The sequence below is a fragment of the Pseudomonas sp. B707 genome (assembly GCF_022496685.1).
GTDB classification, from domain to species: Bacteria; Pseudomonadota; Gammaproteobacteria; order Pseudomonadales; family Pseudomonadaceae; genus Aquipseudomonas; species Aquipseudomonas paraglycinae.
This window is the reverse complement of record NZ_WTVE01000024.1, coordinates 137,931-153,090: the sequence shown is the minus strand read 5'-3', so window position 1 is coordinate 153,090 and position 15,160 is coordinate 137,931. Positions and strand designations below refer to the sequence as shown.

Sequence of the window (15,160 nt, the reverse complement as noted above, 5' to 3'; positions counted from 1 at the left end):
CGGTTTTTGTTTTTGCGGATTTATTTTTGTTTTTATTTTGAAAAAATTTGAGTGAGGGCCGAAGCATGCCGATACAACCTGGGCTCTACCAACATTACAAAGGTCCGCAGTACCGCGTATTCAGTGTTGCGCGGCATTCCGAGACCGAAGAAGAAGTGGTCTTTTACCAAGCCCTGTATGGCGATTACGGCTTTTGGGTGCGTCCCTTGAGCATGTTCCTGGAGTCCGTCGAGGTTGACGGGGAGCAGGTCCCACGCTTTGCTTTGGTGCAAGCCGAACCGAGCCTTTTTTCGAAGCCGTAAGGCGAGTGCGCGCAAAACCCTGCGCTTGACCTCACCTTGTAGCCACTATATATAGCGGTGCCGCGTCAGGCGCCAACCGCCTTTCACTTCTAGAATTCAGGAATTTTCTGATCCATGGGCAAATCGCTGGTCATTGTGGAATCCCCGGCTAAGGCCAAGACCATCAACAAGTATCTGGGCAACCAATACGTGGTGAAGTCGAGTATCGGCCATATCCGAGACCTGCCCACCAGCGGTTCGGCTAGCGCCAGCAAGGAGCCTGCCGCCAAGCGCGGCAAGGCTGCTGCGGGCGAAGCGCCAGCGCTGTCGCCGAAAGAGAAGGCGCGCAAGCAGTTGGTCTCGCGCATGGGTGTCGATCCCGAGCATGGCTGGAAAGCCAAGTACGAGATCCTCCCGGGCAAGGAAAAGGTCATCGAAGAGCTGCGCCGGCTCGCCAAGGATGCTGACACCATCTATCTCGCAACCGACTTGGATCGCGAGGGGGAAGCCATTGCCTGGCACCTGCGCGAAGCCATCGGTGGTGATGACAGCCGCTACAAGCGCGTTGTGTTCAACGAAATCACCAAGAAGGCGATTCAGGAAGCCTTCTCGGAGCCGGGCGAACTCGACATTGATCGAGTGAACGCGCAGCAGGCCCGTCGTTTCCTCGACCGCGTCGTCGGCTACATGGTCTCGCCGCTGCTGTGGGCCAAGATCGCTCGTGGCCTGTCTGCCGGTCGCGTGCAATCGGTTGCCGTGAAACTGGTGGTGGAGCGTGAGCGTGAGATTCGTGCGTTCAACCCGGAAGAGTACTGGGAAGTGCATGCCGATCTCGGCACCGCCAAAGGTTCGACCGTGCGTTTCGAAGTGGCTCGCGAGAAAGGCGAAGCCTTCAAACCACTGAACGAAGCGCAGGCCACGGCCGCGCTGGAGAAGCTAAAATCCTCCAGCTACAGCATCGTCAAGCGTGAAGACAAGCCGACCAGCAGCAAGCCGTCGGCACCGTTCATCACCTCCACGCTGCAACAGGCCGCGAGCAACCGCCTGGGCTTCGGTGTGAAGAAAACCATGATGATGGCCCAGCGTCTCTACGAAGCCGGCTACATCACTTATATGCGTACCGACTCGACCAACCTCTCGGCTGATGCCGTGGCGATGGCGCGCGATTACATCGAAACCGAATTCGGCAAGAAGTACCTGCCAGAGTCGCCGAACGTCTACAGCAGCAAGGAAGGCGCACAAGAGGCTCACGAAGCGATTCGTCCGTCTGACGCCAACACCACGCCAGCCAAGCTGGCCGGCATGGAGCGCGACGCTGAGCGCCTCTACGAGCTGATCTGGCGCCAGTTCCTGGCTTGCCAGATGCTGCCGGCGCAGTACCTGTCGACTACCGTCAGCGTCGCTGCCGGCGACTTCGAGCTGCGCGCCAAGGGCCGCATTCTGAAGTTCGACGGTTACACCCGCGTGCTGCCGCAAATCACCAAGCCTGGCGATGACGACGTTTTGCCCGACATGGCGCAGGGCGACGTGATGAAGCTGATCAAGCTCGATCCGTCCCAGCACTTCACCAAGCCGCCGGCCCGTTATTCGGAAGCCAGCCTGGTGAAGGAAATGGAAAAGCGCGGCATCGGTCGTCCTTCGACCTACGCAGCGATCATCTCGACCATTCAGGATCGCGGCTACGTGACCCTGCACAACCGTCGTTTCTATTCGGAAAAGATGGGCGACATCGTTACCGAGCGTCTGTCGGAAAGCTTCTCGAATCTCATGGACTACGGCTTCACCGCCGGCATGGAAGAGAATCTCGATGACGTGGCTCAGGGCGAGCGCGACTGGAAAAACGTGCTGGACGAGTTCTATGGCGACTTCAAGAAAAAACTCGAAGTGGCGGAGAATCCGGAAGCCGGCATGCGTGCCAACCAGCCGGTGATGACCGATATTCCATGCACCACTTGTGGCCGTCCAATGCAGATCCGTACTGCATCGACCGGCGTGTTCCTCGGCTGCTCGGGCTACAGCCTGCCGCCGAAAGAGCGCTGCAAGGCCACCGTCAACCTGGTGCCGGGCGACGAAATCGCGGCGGATGACGAGGGTGAGTCGGAATCCCTGGTACTGCGCGGCAAGCATCGCTGCCCGATCTGCAGCACAGCGATGGACGCCTACCTGCTCGACGAGAAGCGCAAGCTGCACATCTGCGGTAACAACCCGGATTGTGCCGGCTACGAAATCGAAGAAGGCAGCTACCGAATCAAGGGCTACGAAGGTCCGAGCCTGGAATGCGACAAGTGCGGCAGCGAGATGCAGCTCAAGACCGGCCGTTTCGGCAAGTTCTTCGGTTGCACCAACCCGACGTGCAAGAACACCCGCAAGCTGCTGAAGAGCGGTGATGCGGCGCCGCCGAAGATGGATCCGGTGAAGATGCCTGAGCTGAAATGCGAGAAGGTCAACGACACCTACATCCTGCGTGACGGTGCGTCCGGCCTGTTCCTGGCGGCCAGTCAGTTCCCGAAAAACCGCGAGACCCGTGCTCCGCTGGTGATCGAGATTCTGCCGCACAAGGACGAGATCGATCCGAAGTATCACTTCCTGTGTGAAGCGCCGCAGAAGGATCCGGATGGTCTGCCAGCCGTGATCCGCTACAGCCGCAAGACCAAGGAGCAATACGTTCAGACCGAAGTCGACGGCAAGCCGACAGGCTGGAAAGCGTTCTTTGACGGTGGCAAGTGGACGGTTGAAGACAAGCGTCCGGCGAAAGCCAAGGCTTGAGCAGGCGTTGATCTGAAGGTGTCCTGACTGGGCATCTTCAACACAAAAGGCCGCATGACAACCTTCGGGTTTTCATGCGGCCTTTTTGTTTAATGCTTGCGGTCGGATCGGCTGATCCATGACACTGTCCGGCCTGTGTGAAGCAATTATTTCGTTGTGGAGAGTGCCGACATGGCCCACGAGCTCTATACCCGTACCAATCAGAAGATCTATTTCGCGGGTTTGTCGCTGGAAGCGCTGGCCAGGGCCGAAGAGGGGCGGGCGATGAATTCGCTGGCGCTGATTCAGGCCGGGCGCGAATCCGCACTGTTTCATCTCTACGGTGCGTTGTTGGGGCTGTGTCATGAAATCGCCGGCTTCTACCGTCTGCCGCAAGCCAATGCGTCGCGGGCGGAAGCCTTGCTGACCCGCGAAGTGCTGGAGTCGATTGCCATTCCAGAGCTGGCGGAAATGATTGAGCTGGCAGGCAACCCGGAGACTTGGCTGGCTAAATTGCTGGCTGCGCACTCGGCGCTGTTTCAGCCACCACGGGTGCCACACAAACCGAAGGGCGATGTGACGCAGCCGTTGATTCAGACCGTGAATCTGGATGAAGAAGAGGTGGTTGAAGAGCTGAGCCGCGAAGAGCTCGAGAGCTGGCGGCAGAACCTCAAAGGGCTGGCGATTCGCTTCCGTGAAGGCTTGAACGAGTGCTGAGGAACTTTGGACTGGCGGCGACGAGAGGCGTGCTGCTGGTCAAGATCCCGAGCGAAGCCTGAATGATGTCTATATAATCCCTGCCTTTCGTGGAGAACAGACCTATATGCCAACGTCCTTTCTAGAAATTGTCGAGCTACCAGACGGCCGAATCGAACTGCGCAGGGCCGAGGACGAGGGTTCTCTGGTGACTCTGGATTTCTCCGAGGATGCCAAGGCGTTTCTGCAGGGCCAGCACGTTGAAATTGCCAAAGCGATGTTGAGCGTCGGCGTGCAAATGGCGGGGCGTATGGTTGAAGGCGAATTCGATAAGGATGAGGGGCCGCGGGTTCTTCATTGATCCGCTGTCTGTCAGTTACTGCTCCAGATCGGCTTCTCTATCCCTGGAGAAGCCCTGCGCTTTACATGGCGCGCATTGTTGCTGAATCACCCCAAACGAATGTTCAGGCTTTGAGCGTCCCCGGTGCGGGCGGCGCTGATCAGCTGTTGCCGTGACCCTGCGCTCAGTGTGTTCAGCCACGTGACGACCGTGTGGCTGCGGCCCAGGCGTAATGCTTCGCAGGCCAGTTGCTGGGCGCTTTGAGCGCCGCGCGGTTGTAACAGCAGGATGCGTTCGCGATTCAATCCTGCGTCCCGTAGCCAGGTCTGGGTCAGGCTGGCAGGCGGTGCAATCAGGGTCAGCCAGCGTGCGTCCTGATCCTCGCTCAGTTCGCGAAGAATCGGTGCCAGCAGGCTCAGGCAGTTCCCGGTCGCGCCGCGCAGTGACAGCTCGCTGAACGCTTCAGGTTCGGTATTCCACGGACGCTCGACGACATCTTTGAGGATGGGGGCGAGGGGCTGCGCCAGAAATGCCTCGAACAACGGCAGTTGTGTTTGCTGAGGTACGTGTGGGAACTGCATAAAGCCTCCTTTAGCGGCGGATTACGCCGACACTCAAGCCTTCGATCACCAGTTCCTGGTCTTTCAGGTTGACTTCGATAGGGGCGAACTCGGGGTTTTCGGCAATCAGCCAGACTTTGCTGCCGTCACGCTTGAAGCGTTTGACGGTAACTTCGTCGCCGATCCGCGCAACCACGATCTGACCGTTGCGCGCCTCGCGGGTGGTGTGAACCGCCAGCAGGTCGCCGTCGAAAATGCCGATGTCCTTCATGCTCATGCCGTGGACGCGCAACAGATAGTCGGCGCGTGGATGGAAGAAGGCGGGGTTGATGTTGCAGGACTCTTCGATGTGCTGCTGGGCGAGAATCGGCGCGCCGGCAGCCACTCGACCGATGATCGGCAGGGTGGATTCGTCGACCTTGGCTTCGAAGCCTGGGATGCGAATGCCGCGAGAGGCACCGGGAGTCATCTCGATTGCGCCTTTGCGAGCGAGCGCCTTGAGGTGCTCTTCGGCCGCGTTGGGCGATTTGAAACCCAGTTCCTGAGCGATTTCCGCACGGGTCGGCGGGTAGCCGTTGTCTTCGAGGCAGCGTTTGATAAAGGCCAGAATCTCGGCTTGGCGTGGCGTCAGCTTAAGCATATTGATCGCTCTGTCTTTTTATACAGTGACTGGGATTATATACAGTGAAGCAGTCTTGGCAATGATCGTTTTTTGCCATGCCGCCGGACGGTCAGTGACGACGCTGATTAATGTGGCGTCCTTGTTGTGGTTAAATAACTGACCGACCATTCCCAAAACGAACTGGCAGGCTTGACAAGGCATAGGCTGAAACGTATGTTTCAAACAAGTGTTTGTCAGGCGGAGTAGCCATGGCCCAGTCGGAAACCGTTGAACGCATTCTTGATGCTGCAGAACAGCTGTTCGCGGAAAAAGGTTTCGCTGAAACCTCATTGCGTCTGATCACCAGCAAGGCAGGGGTCAACCTCGCTGCGGTGAACTATCACTTCGGCTCGAAGAAGGCGCTGATCCAGGCGGTTTTCTCGCGCTTCCTCGGTCCGTTCTGCATCAGCCTCGACAAAGAGCTGGAGCGCCGCCAGGCCAAGCCAGAGAACAAGCCTTCGCTCGAAGAGCTGCTGGAAATCCTCGTCGAGCAAGCGCTGGTGGTTCAGCCACGCAGCGGCAACGATCTGTCGATTTTCATGCGCCTGCTCGGTCTGGCATTCAGTCAGAGCCAGGGCCACTTGCGCCGTTATCTGGAAGACATGTACGGCAAGGTGTTCCGTCGCTACATGCTCTTGGTGAACGAAGCCGCCCCGCGCATTCCTCCGATCGAACTGTTCTGGCGCGTGCACTTCATGCTCGGTGCCGCAGCATTCAGCATGTCGGGTATCAAAGCCCTGCGCGCGATTGCCGAGACCGACTTCGGCGTCAACACCTCCATTGAGCAGGTGATGCGTCTGATGGTGCCGTTTCTGGCTGCCGGCATGCGTGCCGAAACCGGCGTCACCGACACGGCCATGGCCACCGCGCAGTTGCGACCACGCAGCAAGTCCGCACCGGCACCTGCCAAGGTTTAACCGTCCATGGGTGGGCGCGGCAGCTGACATCCGCTAAGCTAGCCGCCCATGTCGACTCTCGTTCTGAGCCCGTTTCTCATTGAAATCACCGACCCGCCGGGCAATGCCTCAGGTGGTGATTTCGTGGGCGACGGGTTTTTCGTTTTCAAGGAATCTCTATGACTGCTGGCCTGCAAGGCTCGTTGATGGTGGACGTCGCCGGTACCTGGCTGACGGCCGAAGATCGCCAATTGTTGCGCCAGCCCGAAGTGGGCGGCCTGATCATCTTTGCCCGCAACATCGAGCATCCGCGCCAGGTGCGCGAACTGAGCGCGGCGATCCGTGCCATTCGTCCGGACTTGCTGTTGGCTGTCGACCAGGAGGGCGGTCGCGTCCAGCGCCTACGTCAGGGCTTCGTCCGTTTGCCGGCCATGCGCGCCATTGCTGATAACCCGAACGCCGAGTATCTGGCCGAGCAGTGCGGCTGGATCATGGCCACCGAAGTGCTGGCGGTCGGCCTCGACCTGAGCTTCGCGCCGGTGCTGGATCTGGATTACCAGCGCAGCGCCGTCGTCGGCACCCGTTCGTTCGAAGGCGACCCGGAGCGCGCCGCGCTACTCGCCGGCGCATTCATCAAAGGCATGAACAGCGCCGGCATGGCCGCCACCGGCAAGCATTTCCCTGGCCATGGCTGGGCGGAAGCCGACTCCCACGTCGCAATCCCCAACGACGAGCGCAGCCTCGAAGAGATCCGCGCCAACGACCTCGTGCCGTTCGCCAGACTCAGCAGGCAACTGGCCGCCGTCATGCCGGCTCACGTGATTTATCCGCAAGTCGACGCACAGCCCGCCGGTTTCTCCCGGCGCTGGTTGCAGGACATCCTGCGCGGCGAGCTGCAGTTCGACGGCGTTATCTTCAGCGATGACCTGTCGATGGCCGGCGCGCACGTAGTTGGCGACGCCGCCAGCCGTATCGAAGCGGCACTCAGTGCCGGTTGTGACATGGGCCTGGTGTGCAACGATCGCGCGGCCGCCGAACTGGCCCTGAGCGCCGCGCAGCGCATGAAGGTCAAGCCGTCGCCGCGCATCGCACGCATGCGCGGTCAGGCATTCGCCAATACCGAATACCGTCAGGATCCGCGCTGGCTGACCGCTGTCGGCGCGCTCAAAGACGCTCAACTGATCGATTAAGGATTTTTCGCTATGACGGTTTACGCAATCATCGGCGGCACCGGCCTGACCCAGCTGGAAGGCTTGAGCATTCGTCAGTCGCTGGCGGTGGACACGCCTTATGGCGCGCCATCGGCCGAGGTTCAGATTGGCGAATACGCCGGCAAGGAAGTGCTGTTCCTCGCTCGTCACGGTCACCCGCATCGCTTCCCGCCGCACAAGGTCAACTACCGCGCCAACCTGTGGGCGTTGAAGCAGGCCGGAGCCGAAGCGATCATCGCGGTCAACGCCGTGGGTGGGATTCATCCTGCAATGGGCACCGGACATTTCTGCGTGCCGCATCAGATCGTGGACTACACCAGCGGTCGCGAGCACACCTATTTCGCCGATGACCTGGAACATGTCACACACATCGACTTCAGCTTTCCCTACAGCGAACCGCTGCGTCAGCAACTGATTGCTGCATTGGCCGCTGAAGGTTGCGAGTACAGCGATCAGGGCGTTTACGCCTGCACACAGGGCCCGCGTCTGGAAACCGTGGCCGAGATCGTGCGTCTGGAGCGTGACGGCTGCGACATCGTCGGCATGACCGGCATGCCGGAAGCGGCGCTGGCCCGTGAGCTGGATCTGGATTACGCCTGCCTGTCTCTGGTGGTGAACCCGGCGGCGGGCAAGACCACTGAAGTGATCACCATGACCGAGATCGAGCAGGCATTGCACGATGGCATGGGCAAGGTGAAGTCGACGCTGGCGCGCGTACTCAAGGGCTGATTCTGGCTCCGCAATGACTTGAATGAAAAGCGCTGAGGATCTCAGCGCTTTTCAAACTTGTCCGGCAACGGCGCAAACAGTGCCTCGATATCATCACTCTGCAGCTTCCAGTCCCCGGCCTTGCGCCCATCCAGCACGCCGGCCGCCAGGTCGGACTTTTCCTTCTGCAGAAGCTGAATTTTCTCCTCGACCGTGCCCCGGGCAATCATCTTGTAGACAAACACCGGCTTCTCCTGACCAATACGATACGCGCGGTCGGTTGCCTGATTCTCGGTCGCCGGGTTCCACCACGGGTCGTAGTGAATCACCGTATCCGCTTCCGTCAGGTTTAGACCCACACCACCAGCCTTCAGGCTGATGAGAAAGATCTGACGCTTGCCGCTCTGGAATTCCTTCACAGGCGTTCGCCGATCCCGAGTCTGTCCCGTCAGCAGCGCATAGGCGACATTGCGTTTTTTCAGCTCGTCCTCGATCAGTGACAACATCGACGTGAACTGCGAGAACAGCAGAATCCGCCGGCCTTCCTCAAACAACTCCTCGAGCATTTCCATCAGGCTGTCGAGCTTGCCCGATGTGCTGCCGCGAGCGGGCAGGGTGGCGTCGTTGACCAGGCGCAAGTCGCAGCAGACCTGCCGCAGCTTGAGCAATGCCTCGAGAATGATGATCTGGCTGCGCGCCACACCTTTGCGAGTGATCTCGTCGCGAACCTTCTTATCCATCGCCAGACGCATGGTTTCGTATACGTCGCGCTGGGCCTCGTTGAGCTCGACCCAATGGATGATCTCGGTTTTCGGCGGCAGCTCGGTCGCAACCTGTTCCTTGGTGCGGCGTAGCAGGAATGGTTTGATCCGGCCGTTGAGGTGCTGAAGTCTGACTTCGCTCGCGCGCTTTTCGATCGGCACGCGGTAATCGGCGTTGAAGCTTTTGACGTCGCCGAGCCAGCCGGGCAGCAGGAAGTGAAACAGCGACCACAGTTCGCCCAGGTGATTTTCCAGTGGCGTCCCGCTCAGGCACAGGCGCTGACGAGCATTGAGTTCACGGGCAGCCTGGGCGGCTTTGCTGTTCGGGTTCTTGATGTACTGCGCTTCGTCGAGCACCAGTACGTGCAGCGGCTGCTGGGCCAGACGCTCGACATCCTTGGGCAGCAGCGCATAGGTCGTGAGGATCAGGTCGTAGTCGGCCAGATGCTCGAAATGCTTTTTACGGCTGGCACCGTACAGTGCGACAACCTTGAGCTGTGGCGTGAAGTGCGCCGCTTCGTCGAGCCAGTTGGGAATCAGGCTGGTGGGCATTACCACCATGCACGGCCGATCCAGACGCCCGGCGTTCTTTTCGCTGAGAATATGCGCCAGTGTCTGTAGGGTTTTGCCCAGGCCCATGTCGTCCGCGAGAATCCCGCCGACTTCAAGTTGTCGCAGCGACTGCATCCAGCTCAAGCCTTCGAGCTGATAAGGACGCAGCGTCGCATTCAACCCCTTCGGTGCTTTGGCACTGTAATCGCGGATATCACGCAAGCGCTGGGCGAAGCTGCGAATCTGCTCGCCACCCTCCCACAGCAGCGGAATACCTTCCAGCGAATTCAGGCGCGTGGCGTCGGCCTTGCTCAGGCGCAGGGTGGTTTCGCCCGGCTCCTGCAGATAGAACTCGCCAAGGGTCGCCAGTACCGGTTTCAGCCGGCCGAGGGGCAGGGCGACTTGCAACGGTCCGTGCTCGCTGTTGCGTTGCGGGATGTTCACCAGAATCAGCTCATCGTCGCGACGGCGGGCGAGACGTTCCGGATTAAGTATTTCCGTGTGCGAGCGCATCAGGTTGAGCAGGATCGGCAGCAGGCTCAGGCGCTCACCGTTGACGATGATCCCCAGCTCCAGATCGAACCAGTCGCGTTCCGGCGTCTGCTCGACAGTGGCGTACCAGTCGTCGACGGCGGTCAGGTCGAAACCGAATTCATCGTCGACCAACAGCTCCCAGCCTTGGGTGCGCAGTTTCGGCAGATCGTTGAGGGTGAACGTCAGCCACGCGCTGTCGTTGACCATCTCGTAGAGTTCGCCGGCGCTTTCCGGCAGGGCCTTGCTCTGCCGGGTGGCGATGCGGAAGCCGAGAATTCGCAGCTGCTCGCGGTAGCTTTGTTCGACGTCCGGGTGGCGTTTGACCCGCAAGGTCTGGGCTTCCTGGCGAATCAGAATGTCGCTGTTCTTCTGGCCGCTGACGTATTCGTCGAGATAGCTGAAGGACAGCGCCGCACGGTGCTGGATGTAGCGCTGCATCTTGCCGTTGCGCGGTTCGAACGCGCTGAATTCGACGCTGGCCAGCCACAGGCGCGGTACCGGTTGCACATTGTCCACCAGCACTTGCGGTGGCGCCTTCGGGCTGCGGTTTTCCAGGACGGCCTGGAGTTTTTCCAGCAGTTCGGCGTCTTTGGCGGCGGCGGGGTATTCGAGGGTTTCCTGCACTTGCAGCAATACCGCCGCACAGTGTTTGCAGTTGCTGTGGACTGGGCAGGTGCAGGTGGCGTCGACCATCAGCAGCGTGCCTTTGGCTGACTCGCGCAGATGAATCGTCTGACGGTAGACGTTACCGCCAGAGCCTTCGCAGCTGGCGGTAATGGTCGCGTCGCCGACCTGTACGAATCGCACCCGGTTTTCCAGCGCGTAGCGGCGGCCACGCTCCAGGCTTTGTTCCTTGAATCGGCTGACCCAGGAGGAGGCCAGCGGTTTACTCAGTGGCGGGGGCATAAGGACTTCGATCAGTCCGGAACGACTTCAGGCGCTTCCCGAGGCGCGGGCGCCGTCAGTGAAGTGATCTTGATCAGCAGGGCCAGGTGGCCGTTGTCGAGGTAGTTGAGTTGGCCGTTCTTGGTGTGGCTGTCCTGTTTCAGGCGCTCGCTGGCGGTGACCATGCCGTTGGCGTCGATCTGATTGACCCAGAAGTCGGCGTTCACGTCGGTGAAGCGCCCGAGCTTCATTTCAATCGTGCCTTCGATGGGGAACTGGCCGAATTGCTCCTGACCTTCGCTGACTGCAACCTTCGCCGGTGTCTCGCCCAGCGTCTGTTGCCAGGCTTTGTGCATCAGCACGCTGTACTCGCCGCTGGCGGTGAGTTTGGTCACAACATCGTTCAGCGCCGGGGTGCGTTTGCTGTCATCGCCCAAACGCTGAGCGCCGGCCGCCCAGTCTTCCGGTGCAGCGCGGCTGACAATCGCCGGCACGGCGTTCTGGCGCACCAGAATCATTTCGACCTGATACAGGTCATCGGCAAACGCCGTAGGTGCCACCAGAGTCAGTAGCAAAGTCAGAGAGCGAAACAGGCGCATGCGGCGTCCTTCAAGCAGTTTTCGGGATGAGGCGCTCGAACAGCGCCTCCACAGTATTAAAGCGCTCTTCCGGGCGCTCCATCGGCACCTGGAACTTGAACATCGTGGCGCCTTCGAATTTGTAGCGTTTTGGCTGGCTCTGGATCAGTTTGATCAGGGTCATCGGATCGACCGGCGTCTGCGCCGCGAACTCGATGCGCCCACCTTGCGGGCCGCCATCGACTTTCTTGATGCCCAGCTGTTCTGCCTGCAATTTCAGCGCCGTGATGCGCACCAGATTCTTGGTCGGCTCCGGCAGCAGACCGAAGCGGTCGATCATCTCCACTTGCAGATCTTTCAGGCCTTCCTCGTCGGTGGCCGAAGCGATGCGCTTGTACAGGATCAGGCGTGCATGCACGTCCGGCAGATAATCTTCCGGAATCAGCGCCGGCACCCGCAGGTTGACCTCCGGGCCACCGCCGAGCGGTTGATCGAGGTTCGGCTGTTCGCCCTTGCGGATCGATTTCACCGCGCGCTCGAGCATTTCCATGTACAGCGTGAAACCCACGGCCTGAATCTGACCGCTCTGGCCGTCGCCCAGCAGTTCGCCGGCGCCACGGATTTCCAGGTCGTTGGTGGCCAGCACGAAGCCAGCGCCCAGATCCTGAGTATTGGCAATCGCCTCCAGGCGTTTTTCCGCATCGCCAGTGATTTGCTGGCGCGGCGGGGTCAGGAGGTAGGCGTAAGCCTGGTGGTGGCTACGACCAACGCGACCGCGCAGCTGGTGCAACTGCGCCAGACCGAACTTGTCGGCACGCTCGATGATGATGGTGTTGGCGCTCGGCACGTCGATGCCGGTCTCGATGATGGTCGAGGCGATCAGCACGTTGAAGCGCTTGTGGTAGAAGTCGCTCATCACCTGTTCGAGTTCGCGTTCACGCATCTGCCCGTGGCCGATGCCGATCCGCGCTTCCGGCACCAGTTCGGCCAGTTCGGCGGCGCACTTCTCGATGGTCTTCACGTCGTTGTGCAGGTAATAGACTTGACCGCCGCGCAACAGCTCACGCAGCAAGGCTTCTTTGACCGTGCTCTTGTTCTGCTCCATGACGAAGGTGCGCACCGACAGGCGTCGTGCTGGCGGTGTAGCGATGATCGACAGGTCGCGCATGCCCGAGACCGCCATGTTCAGCGTGCGCGGAATCGGCGTGGCGGTCAGTGTAAGAATGTCGACTTCGCTGCGCAGGGCCTTGAGCTGTTCCTTCTGACGGACGCCGAAACGGTGCTCTTCGTCGATGATTACCAGCCCGAGGTTTTTGATTTTGACGTCGTCCTGCAGCAGCTTGTGCGTGCCGATGACGATGTCGATATTGCCTTCGGCCAGTTGGGCCACCGCAGCGTTCACTTCCTTGGCCGACTTGAAGCGGCTCATCACTTCCACGGTCACCGGCCAGTCGGCGAAGCGGTCGCGGAAGCTGTTGTAATGCTGCTGGGCGAGCAAGGTGGTCGGCACCAGAATCGCCACTTGCTTACCACCATGCACCGCGATGAACGCGGCGCGCATGGCCACTTCGGTCTTGCCGAAACCGACGTCGCCGCAGACCAGTCGGTCCATCGGTTTCGGCGCGAGCATGTCTTCGCGCACGGCTTCGATGGTGGATTGCTGGTCCGGGGTTTCTTCGAACGGGAAACCGGCGCTGAAGGTTGCGTAATCGGCCTTCGGATCGGCAAACGCATAACCTTCGCGGGCGGCGCGACGGGCGTAGATGTCGAGCAATTCGGCAGCCACGTCACGCACTTGCTCGGCGGCCTTGCGCTTGGCTTTCTGCCAGGTCTCGGAGCCGAGGCGGTGCAACGGGGCCAGCGCATCGTCGCTGCCGGTGTAACGGGCGATCAAATGCAGGTTGGCCACCGGCACGTAAAGCTTGGCGTTCTCGGCGTATTCGAGGGTCAGGAATTCGGCAGCCTGATTGTCGATTTCCAGAATCGTCAGGCCGAGATAGCGACCGACGCCGTGGTCGATGTGCACCACCGGCGCGCCTTCACGCAGTTCGGTGAGGTTCTTGATCACCGCATCGTTGTTGGCGTCGGCGCGTTTTTCGCGGCGACGACGCTGCATCACGCGTTGGCCGAACAGCGGACTTTCCGCGACCAGTGCCAACGCCGGCTCGTCCAGCATCAGGCCTTCGTCGAGCGGGGCGATGGTGATCGCCAGGCGATCCTTGCTCGCGACAAAGTCCGGCCAGCTGTCGACGGTTTTCGGCCGCAGCTTCAGGCGATCCAGCAACTCCAGCAGCACTTCGCGACGACCGGCGGATTCGGCGGTGAACAGCACGCGTCCCGGGAATTCGTCGAGAAATGCCGAGAGCGCGGCCAGCGGCTGGGTGGCCTTGGCTTCGATCGCCAGATTCGGCAAGGCCTGCGCCGGGAAGCGCTCACGACCGACGCCGGATTCAACGTCCTGCTGACTGGCGACCACGCGCGGCCAGTTCTTCAGGCGGGCGAAGCAGTCTTCCACCGGCAGGAACAGTTCGGCCGGCGGCAATAAAGGACGCGAAGGATCGACGCGGCGCTCTTCATAACGATTGCGCACATCGTTCCAGAAGTTTTCTGCCGCCTGCTCGATACCCGGCAGCGAAAACACTTGCGTGTCCTGCGGCAGATAATCGAACAGGGTCGAGGTTTCTTCGAAGAACAGCGGCAGGTAGTACTCGATACCCGCCGGCGTGATGCCGCTGCTCAGGTCCTGAAAGATCGGGCAGCGACGGAAGTCGACGTCGAAACGCTCGCGAAAGCGCGCCTTGAAGCGGGTGACCGCGTCTTTCTGCAGCGGGAATTCCTTGGCCGGCAGCAGCTTGACCGAATCGACCTTGTCGATGGAACGCTGGTTTTCCGGATCAAAGGTGCGCAGAGTTTCGATTTCGTCGTCGAACAGATCGATGCGATACGGCAGTTTGCTGCCCATCGGGAACAGGTCGATCAGCGCGCCGCGCACGGTGAACTCGCCGTGTTCGTAAACCGTGTCGACGTAGCGATAGCCGCTGGCTTCAAGCCGCGCGCGCATTTGCTCGACATCGAGTTTCTGCCCGACATCCAGCACCAGGCTGCTGCCGAGCAGGAATTTGGTCGGCGCCAGACGGTGCAGGGCGGTGGTGATCGGCACCACCAGCACGCCATGTTCCAGCTCCGGCAGTCTATAAAGGCTGGCGATCCTCTGGGAAATGATGTCCTGGTGCGGCGAAAACAGGTCGTAGGGCAGGGTTTCCCAGTCGGGGAAATGCAGCACCGGCAAATCCGGGGCGAAGAAACTCAGCTCCTGCTCCAGCCGTTCGGCACTTTGGCTGTCGGCGGTCAAAAGCAGCGTGAAGCGCTTGGCAGCGCTGGCAGCCTCGGCAATCGCCAGGCTCAGGGCGGCACCGGGGAGGTTGCCCCAGTGCTGTTTACCTGCCGCGGCAGGGAGAAGCGGTAGACGCAGAACAGGCACGGAAGGTTGAGCTCCAGGCGTTGCGACAAAGTCGGTAATTGTAGCGGCGTCCGGTGCCGCCTGTCAGTTGCAGGATGCGTCTATCTGCGCTGTTTCGAAAAAATGTAGTGGTAACCATAAAAACCAGCGCTTTTTTTACGGTTATGTAGTGCCAAATGTTGGTGGTGTTACGGAGGGTTACAGACATCGTCTAACAGTCGTCGAAAAAATGGCTGCGCTGGAAGCCCCGGTTTTACTGGGCTGGCGGGGAGCGTTATTTTTTTGGACGGAT

At 60.3% G+C, this 15,160-nt stretch carries 12 protein-coding genes; 7 read left to right on the top strand and 5 right to left on the bottom strand.

Translation table 11 applies throughout. The features are described from left to right. The first annotated feature begins 65 nt into the window (after positions 1–65). The 4 genes from GQX66_RS12360 (at position 66) to GQX66_RS12345 (ending at position 4,083) form a co-directional block, all read left to right on the top strand. Positions 66–302 (top strand): DUF1653 domain-containing protein, encoded by a 237-nt coding sequence (locus GQX66_RS12360; protein ID WP_007953059.1) that lies wholly within the window; start codon positions 66–68, stop codon positions 300–302. Between the two features lie 114 nt (positions 303–416). Continuing rightward, positions 417–3,047, top strand: a complete 2,631-nt coding sequence (topA, locus tag GQX66_RS12355) for a type I DNA topoisomerase (RefSeq protein ID WP_007953057.1) — start codon at positions 417–419, stop codon at positions 3,045–3,047. A 171-nt stretch (positions 3,048–3,218) separates the two neighbouring features. Next, the gene (locus GQX66_RS12350) at positions 3,219–3,743 is read left to right on the top strand and encodes a DUF6586 family protein (protein ID WP_085748342.1); all 525 of its coding nucleotides are present in this window, start codon (positions 3,219–3,221) and stop codon (positions 3,741–3,743) included. 106 nt (positions 3,744–3,849) lie between these two features. After that, positions 3,850–4,083 carry a hypothetical protein gene (locus GQX66_RS12345; protein WP_007953047.1) on the top strand — a complete coding sequence of 78 codons (234 nt, stop codon included), beginning with the start codon at positions 3,850–3,852 and terminating at the stop codon, positions 4,081–4,083. Between the two features lie 86 nt (positions 4,084–4,169). Here GQX66_RS12345 and sulA read toward each other — a convergent pair whose 3' ends face one another. After that, on the bottom strand, positions 4,170–4,643 hold the full coding sequence (gene sulA / locus GQX66_RS12340; RefSeq protein ID WP_085748343.1) for an SOS-induced cell division inhibitor SulA: 474 nt from the start codon (positions 4,641–4,643) through the stop codon (positions 4,170–4,172). Between the two features lie 10 nt (positions 4,644–4,653). Continuing rightward, entirely contained in the window at positions 4,654–5,262 is a 609-nt protein-coding gene (lexA, locus tag GQX66_RS12335; RefSeq protein ID WP_007953044.1) for a transcriptional repressor LexA, read from the bottom strand. Between the two features lie 230 nt (positions 5,263–5,492). On the opposite strand from lexA, the gene GQX66_RS12330 reads away from it, so the two are divergent. The 3 genes from GQX66_RS12330 (at position 5,493) to GQX66_RS12320 (ending at position 8,119) form a co-directional block, all read left to right on the top strand. Further along, positions 5,493–6,200, top strand: a complete 708-nt coding sequence (locus GQX66_RS12330; RefSeq protein WP_007953037.1) for a TetR/AcrR family transcriptional regulator — start codon at positions 5,493–5,495, stop codon at positions 6,198–6,200. Positions 6,201–6,370: 170 nt separating this feature from the next. Next, positions 6,371–7,369, top strand: a complete 999-nt coding sequence (gene nagZ, locus GQX66_RS12325) for a beta-N-acetylhexosaminidase (protein WP_176240518.1) — start codon at positions 6,371–6,373, stop codon at positions 7,367–7,369. A 12-nt stretch (positions 7,370–7,381) separates the two neighbouring features. Beyond that, positions 7,382–8,119, top strand: coding sequence for an S-methyl-5'-thioinosine phosphorylase (locus tag GQX66_RS12320; RefSeq protein ID WP_129973228.1), 738 nt, complete (start codon positions 7,382–7,384; stop codon positions 8,117–8,119). A 41-nt stretch (positions 8,120–8,160) separates the two neighbouring features. Here GQX66_RS12320 and GQX66_RS12315 read toward each other — a convergent pair whose 3' ends face one another. The 3 genes from GQX66_RS12315 to mfd are packed head-to-tail and all read right to left on the bottom strand — an operon-like array spanning position 8,161 to position 14,889. Continuing rightward, positions 8,161–10,851 (bottom strand): DEAD/DEAH box helicase, encoded by a 2,691-nt coding sequence (locus GQX66_RS12315; RefSeq protein WP_134022739.1) that lies wholly within the window; start codon positions 10,849–10,851, stop codon positions 8,161–8,163. Between the two features lie 11 nt (positions 10,852–10,862). After that, positions 10,863–11,429: a CsiV family protein gene (locus GQX66_RS12310; protein ID WP_007953029.1), complete on the bottom strand. Its 567-nt coding sequence runs from the start codon at positions 11,427–11,429 to the stop codon at positions 10,863–10,865. Between the two features lie 10 nt (positions 11,430–11,439). After that, a complete protein-coding gene (gene mfd, locus GQX66_RS12305; protein WP_240869432.1) occupies positions 11,440–14,889 on the bottom strand; it encodes a transcription-repair coupling factor in 3,450 nt (1,149 codons plus the stop codon). Positions 14,890–15,160: the final 271 nt, after the last annotated feature.

Bases quoted from the DNA above. Each gene is read 5' to 3' on its own strand.
- GQX66_RS12360 (WP_007953059.1), top strand. From the start codon at position 66: ATGCCGATACAACCTGGGCTCTACCAACATTACAAAGGTCCGCAGTAC.
- topA (WP_007953057.1), top strand. From the start codon at position 417: ATGGGCAAATCGCTGGTCATTGTGGAATCCCCGGCTAAGGCCAAGACC.
- GQX66_RS12350 (WP_085748342.1), top strand. From the start codon at position 3,219: ATGGCCCACGAGCTCTATACCCGTACCAATCAGAAGATCTATTTCGCG.
- GQX66_RS12345 (WP_007953047.1), top strand. From the start codon at position 3,850: ATGCCAACGTCCTTTCTAGAAATTGTCGAGCTACCAGACGGCCGAATC.
- sulA (WP_085748343.1), bottom strand. From the start codon at position 4,643: ATGCAGTTCCCACACGTACCTCAGCAAACACAACTGCCGTTGTTCGAG.
- lexA (WP_007953044.1), bottom strand. From the start codon at position 5,262: ATGCTTAAGCTGACGCCACGCCAAGCCGAGATTCTGGCCTTTATCAAA.
- GQX66_RS12330 (WP_007953037.1), top strand. From the start codon at position 5,493: ATGGCCCAGTCGGAAACCGTTGAACGCATTCTTGATGCTGCAGAACAG.
- GQX66_RS12320 (WP_129973228.1), top strand. From the start codon at position 7,382: ATGACGGTTTACGCAATCATCGGCGGCACCGGCCTGACCCAGCTGGAA.
- GQX66_RS12315 (WP_134022739.1), bottom strand. From the start codon at position 10,851: ATGCCCCCGCCACTGAGTAAACCGCTGGCCTCCTCCTGGGTCAGCCGA.
- GQX66_RS12310 (WP_007953029.1), bottom strand. From the start codon at position 11,429: ATGCGCCTGTTTCGCTCTCTGACTTTGCTACTGACTCTGGTGGCACCT.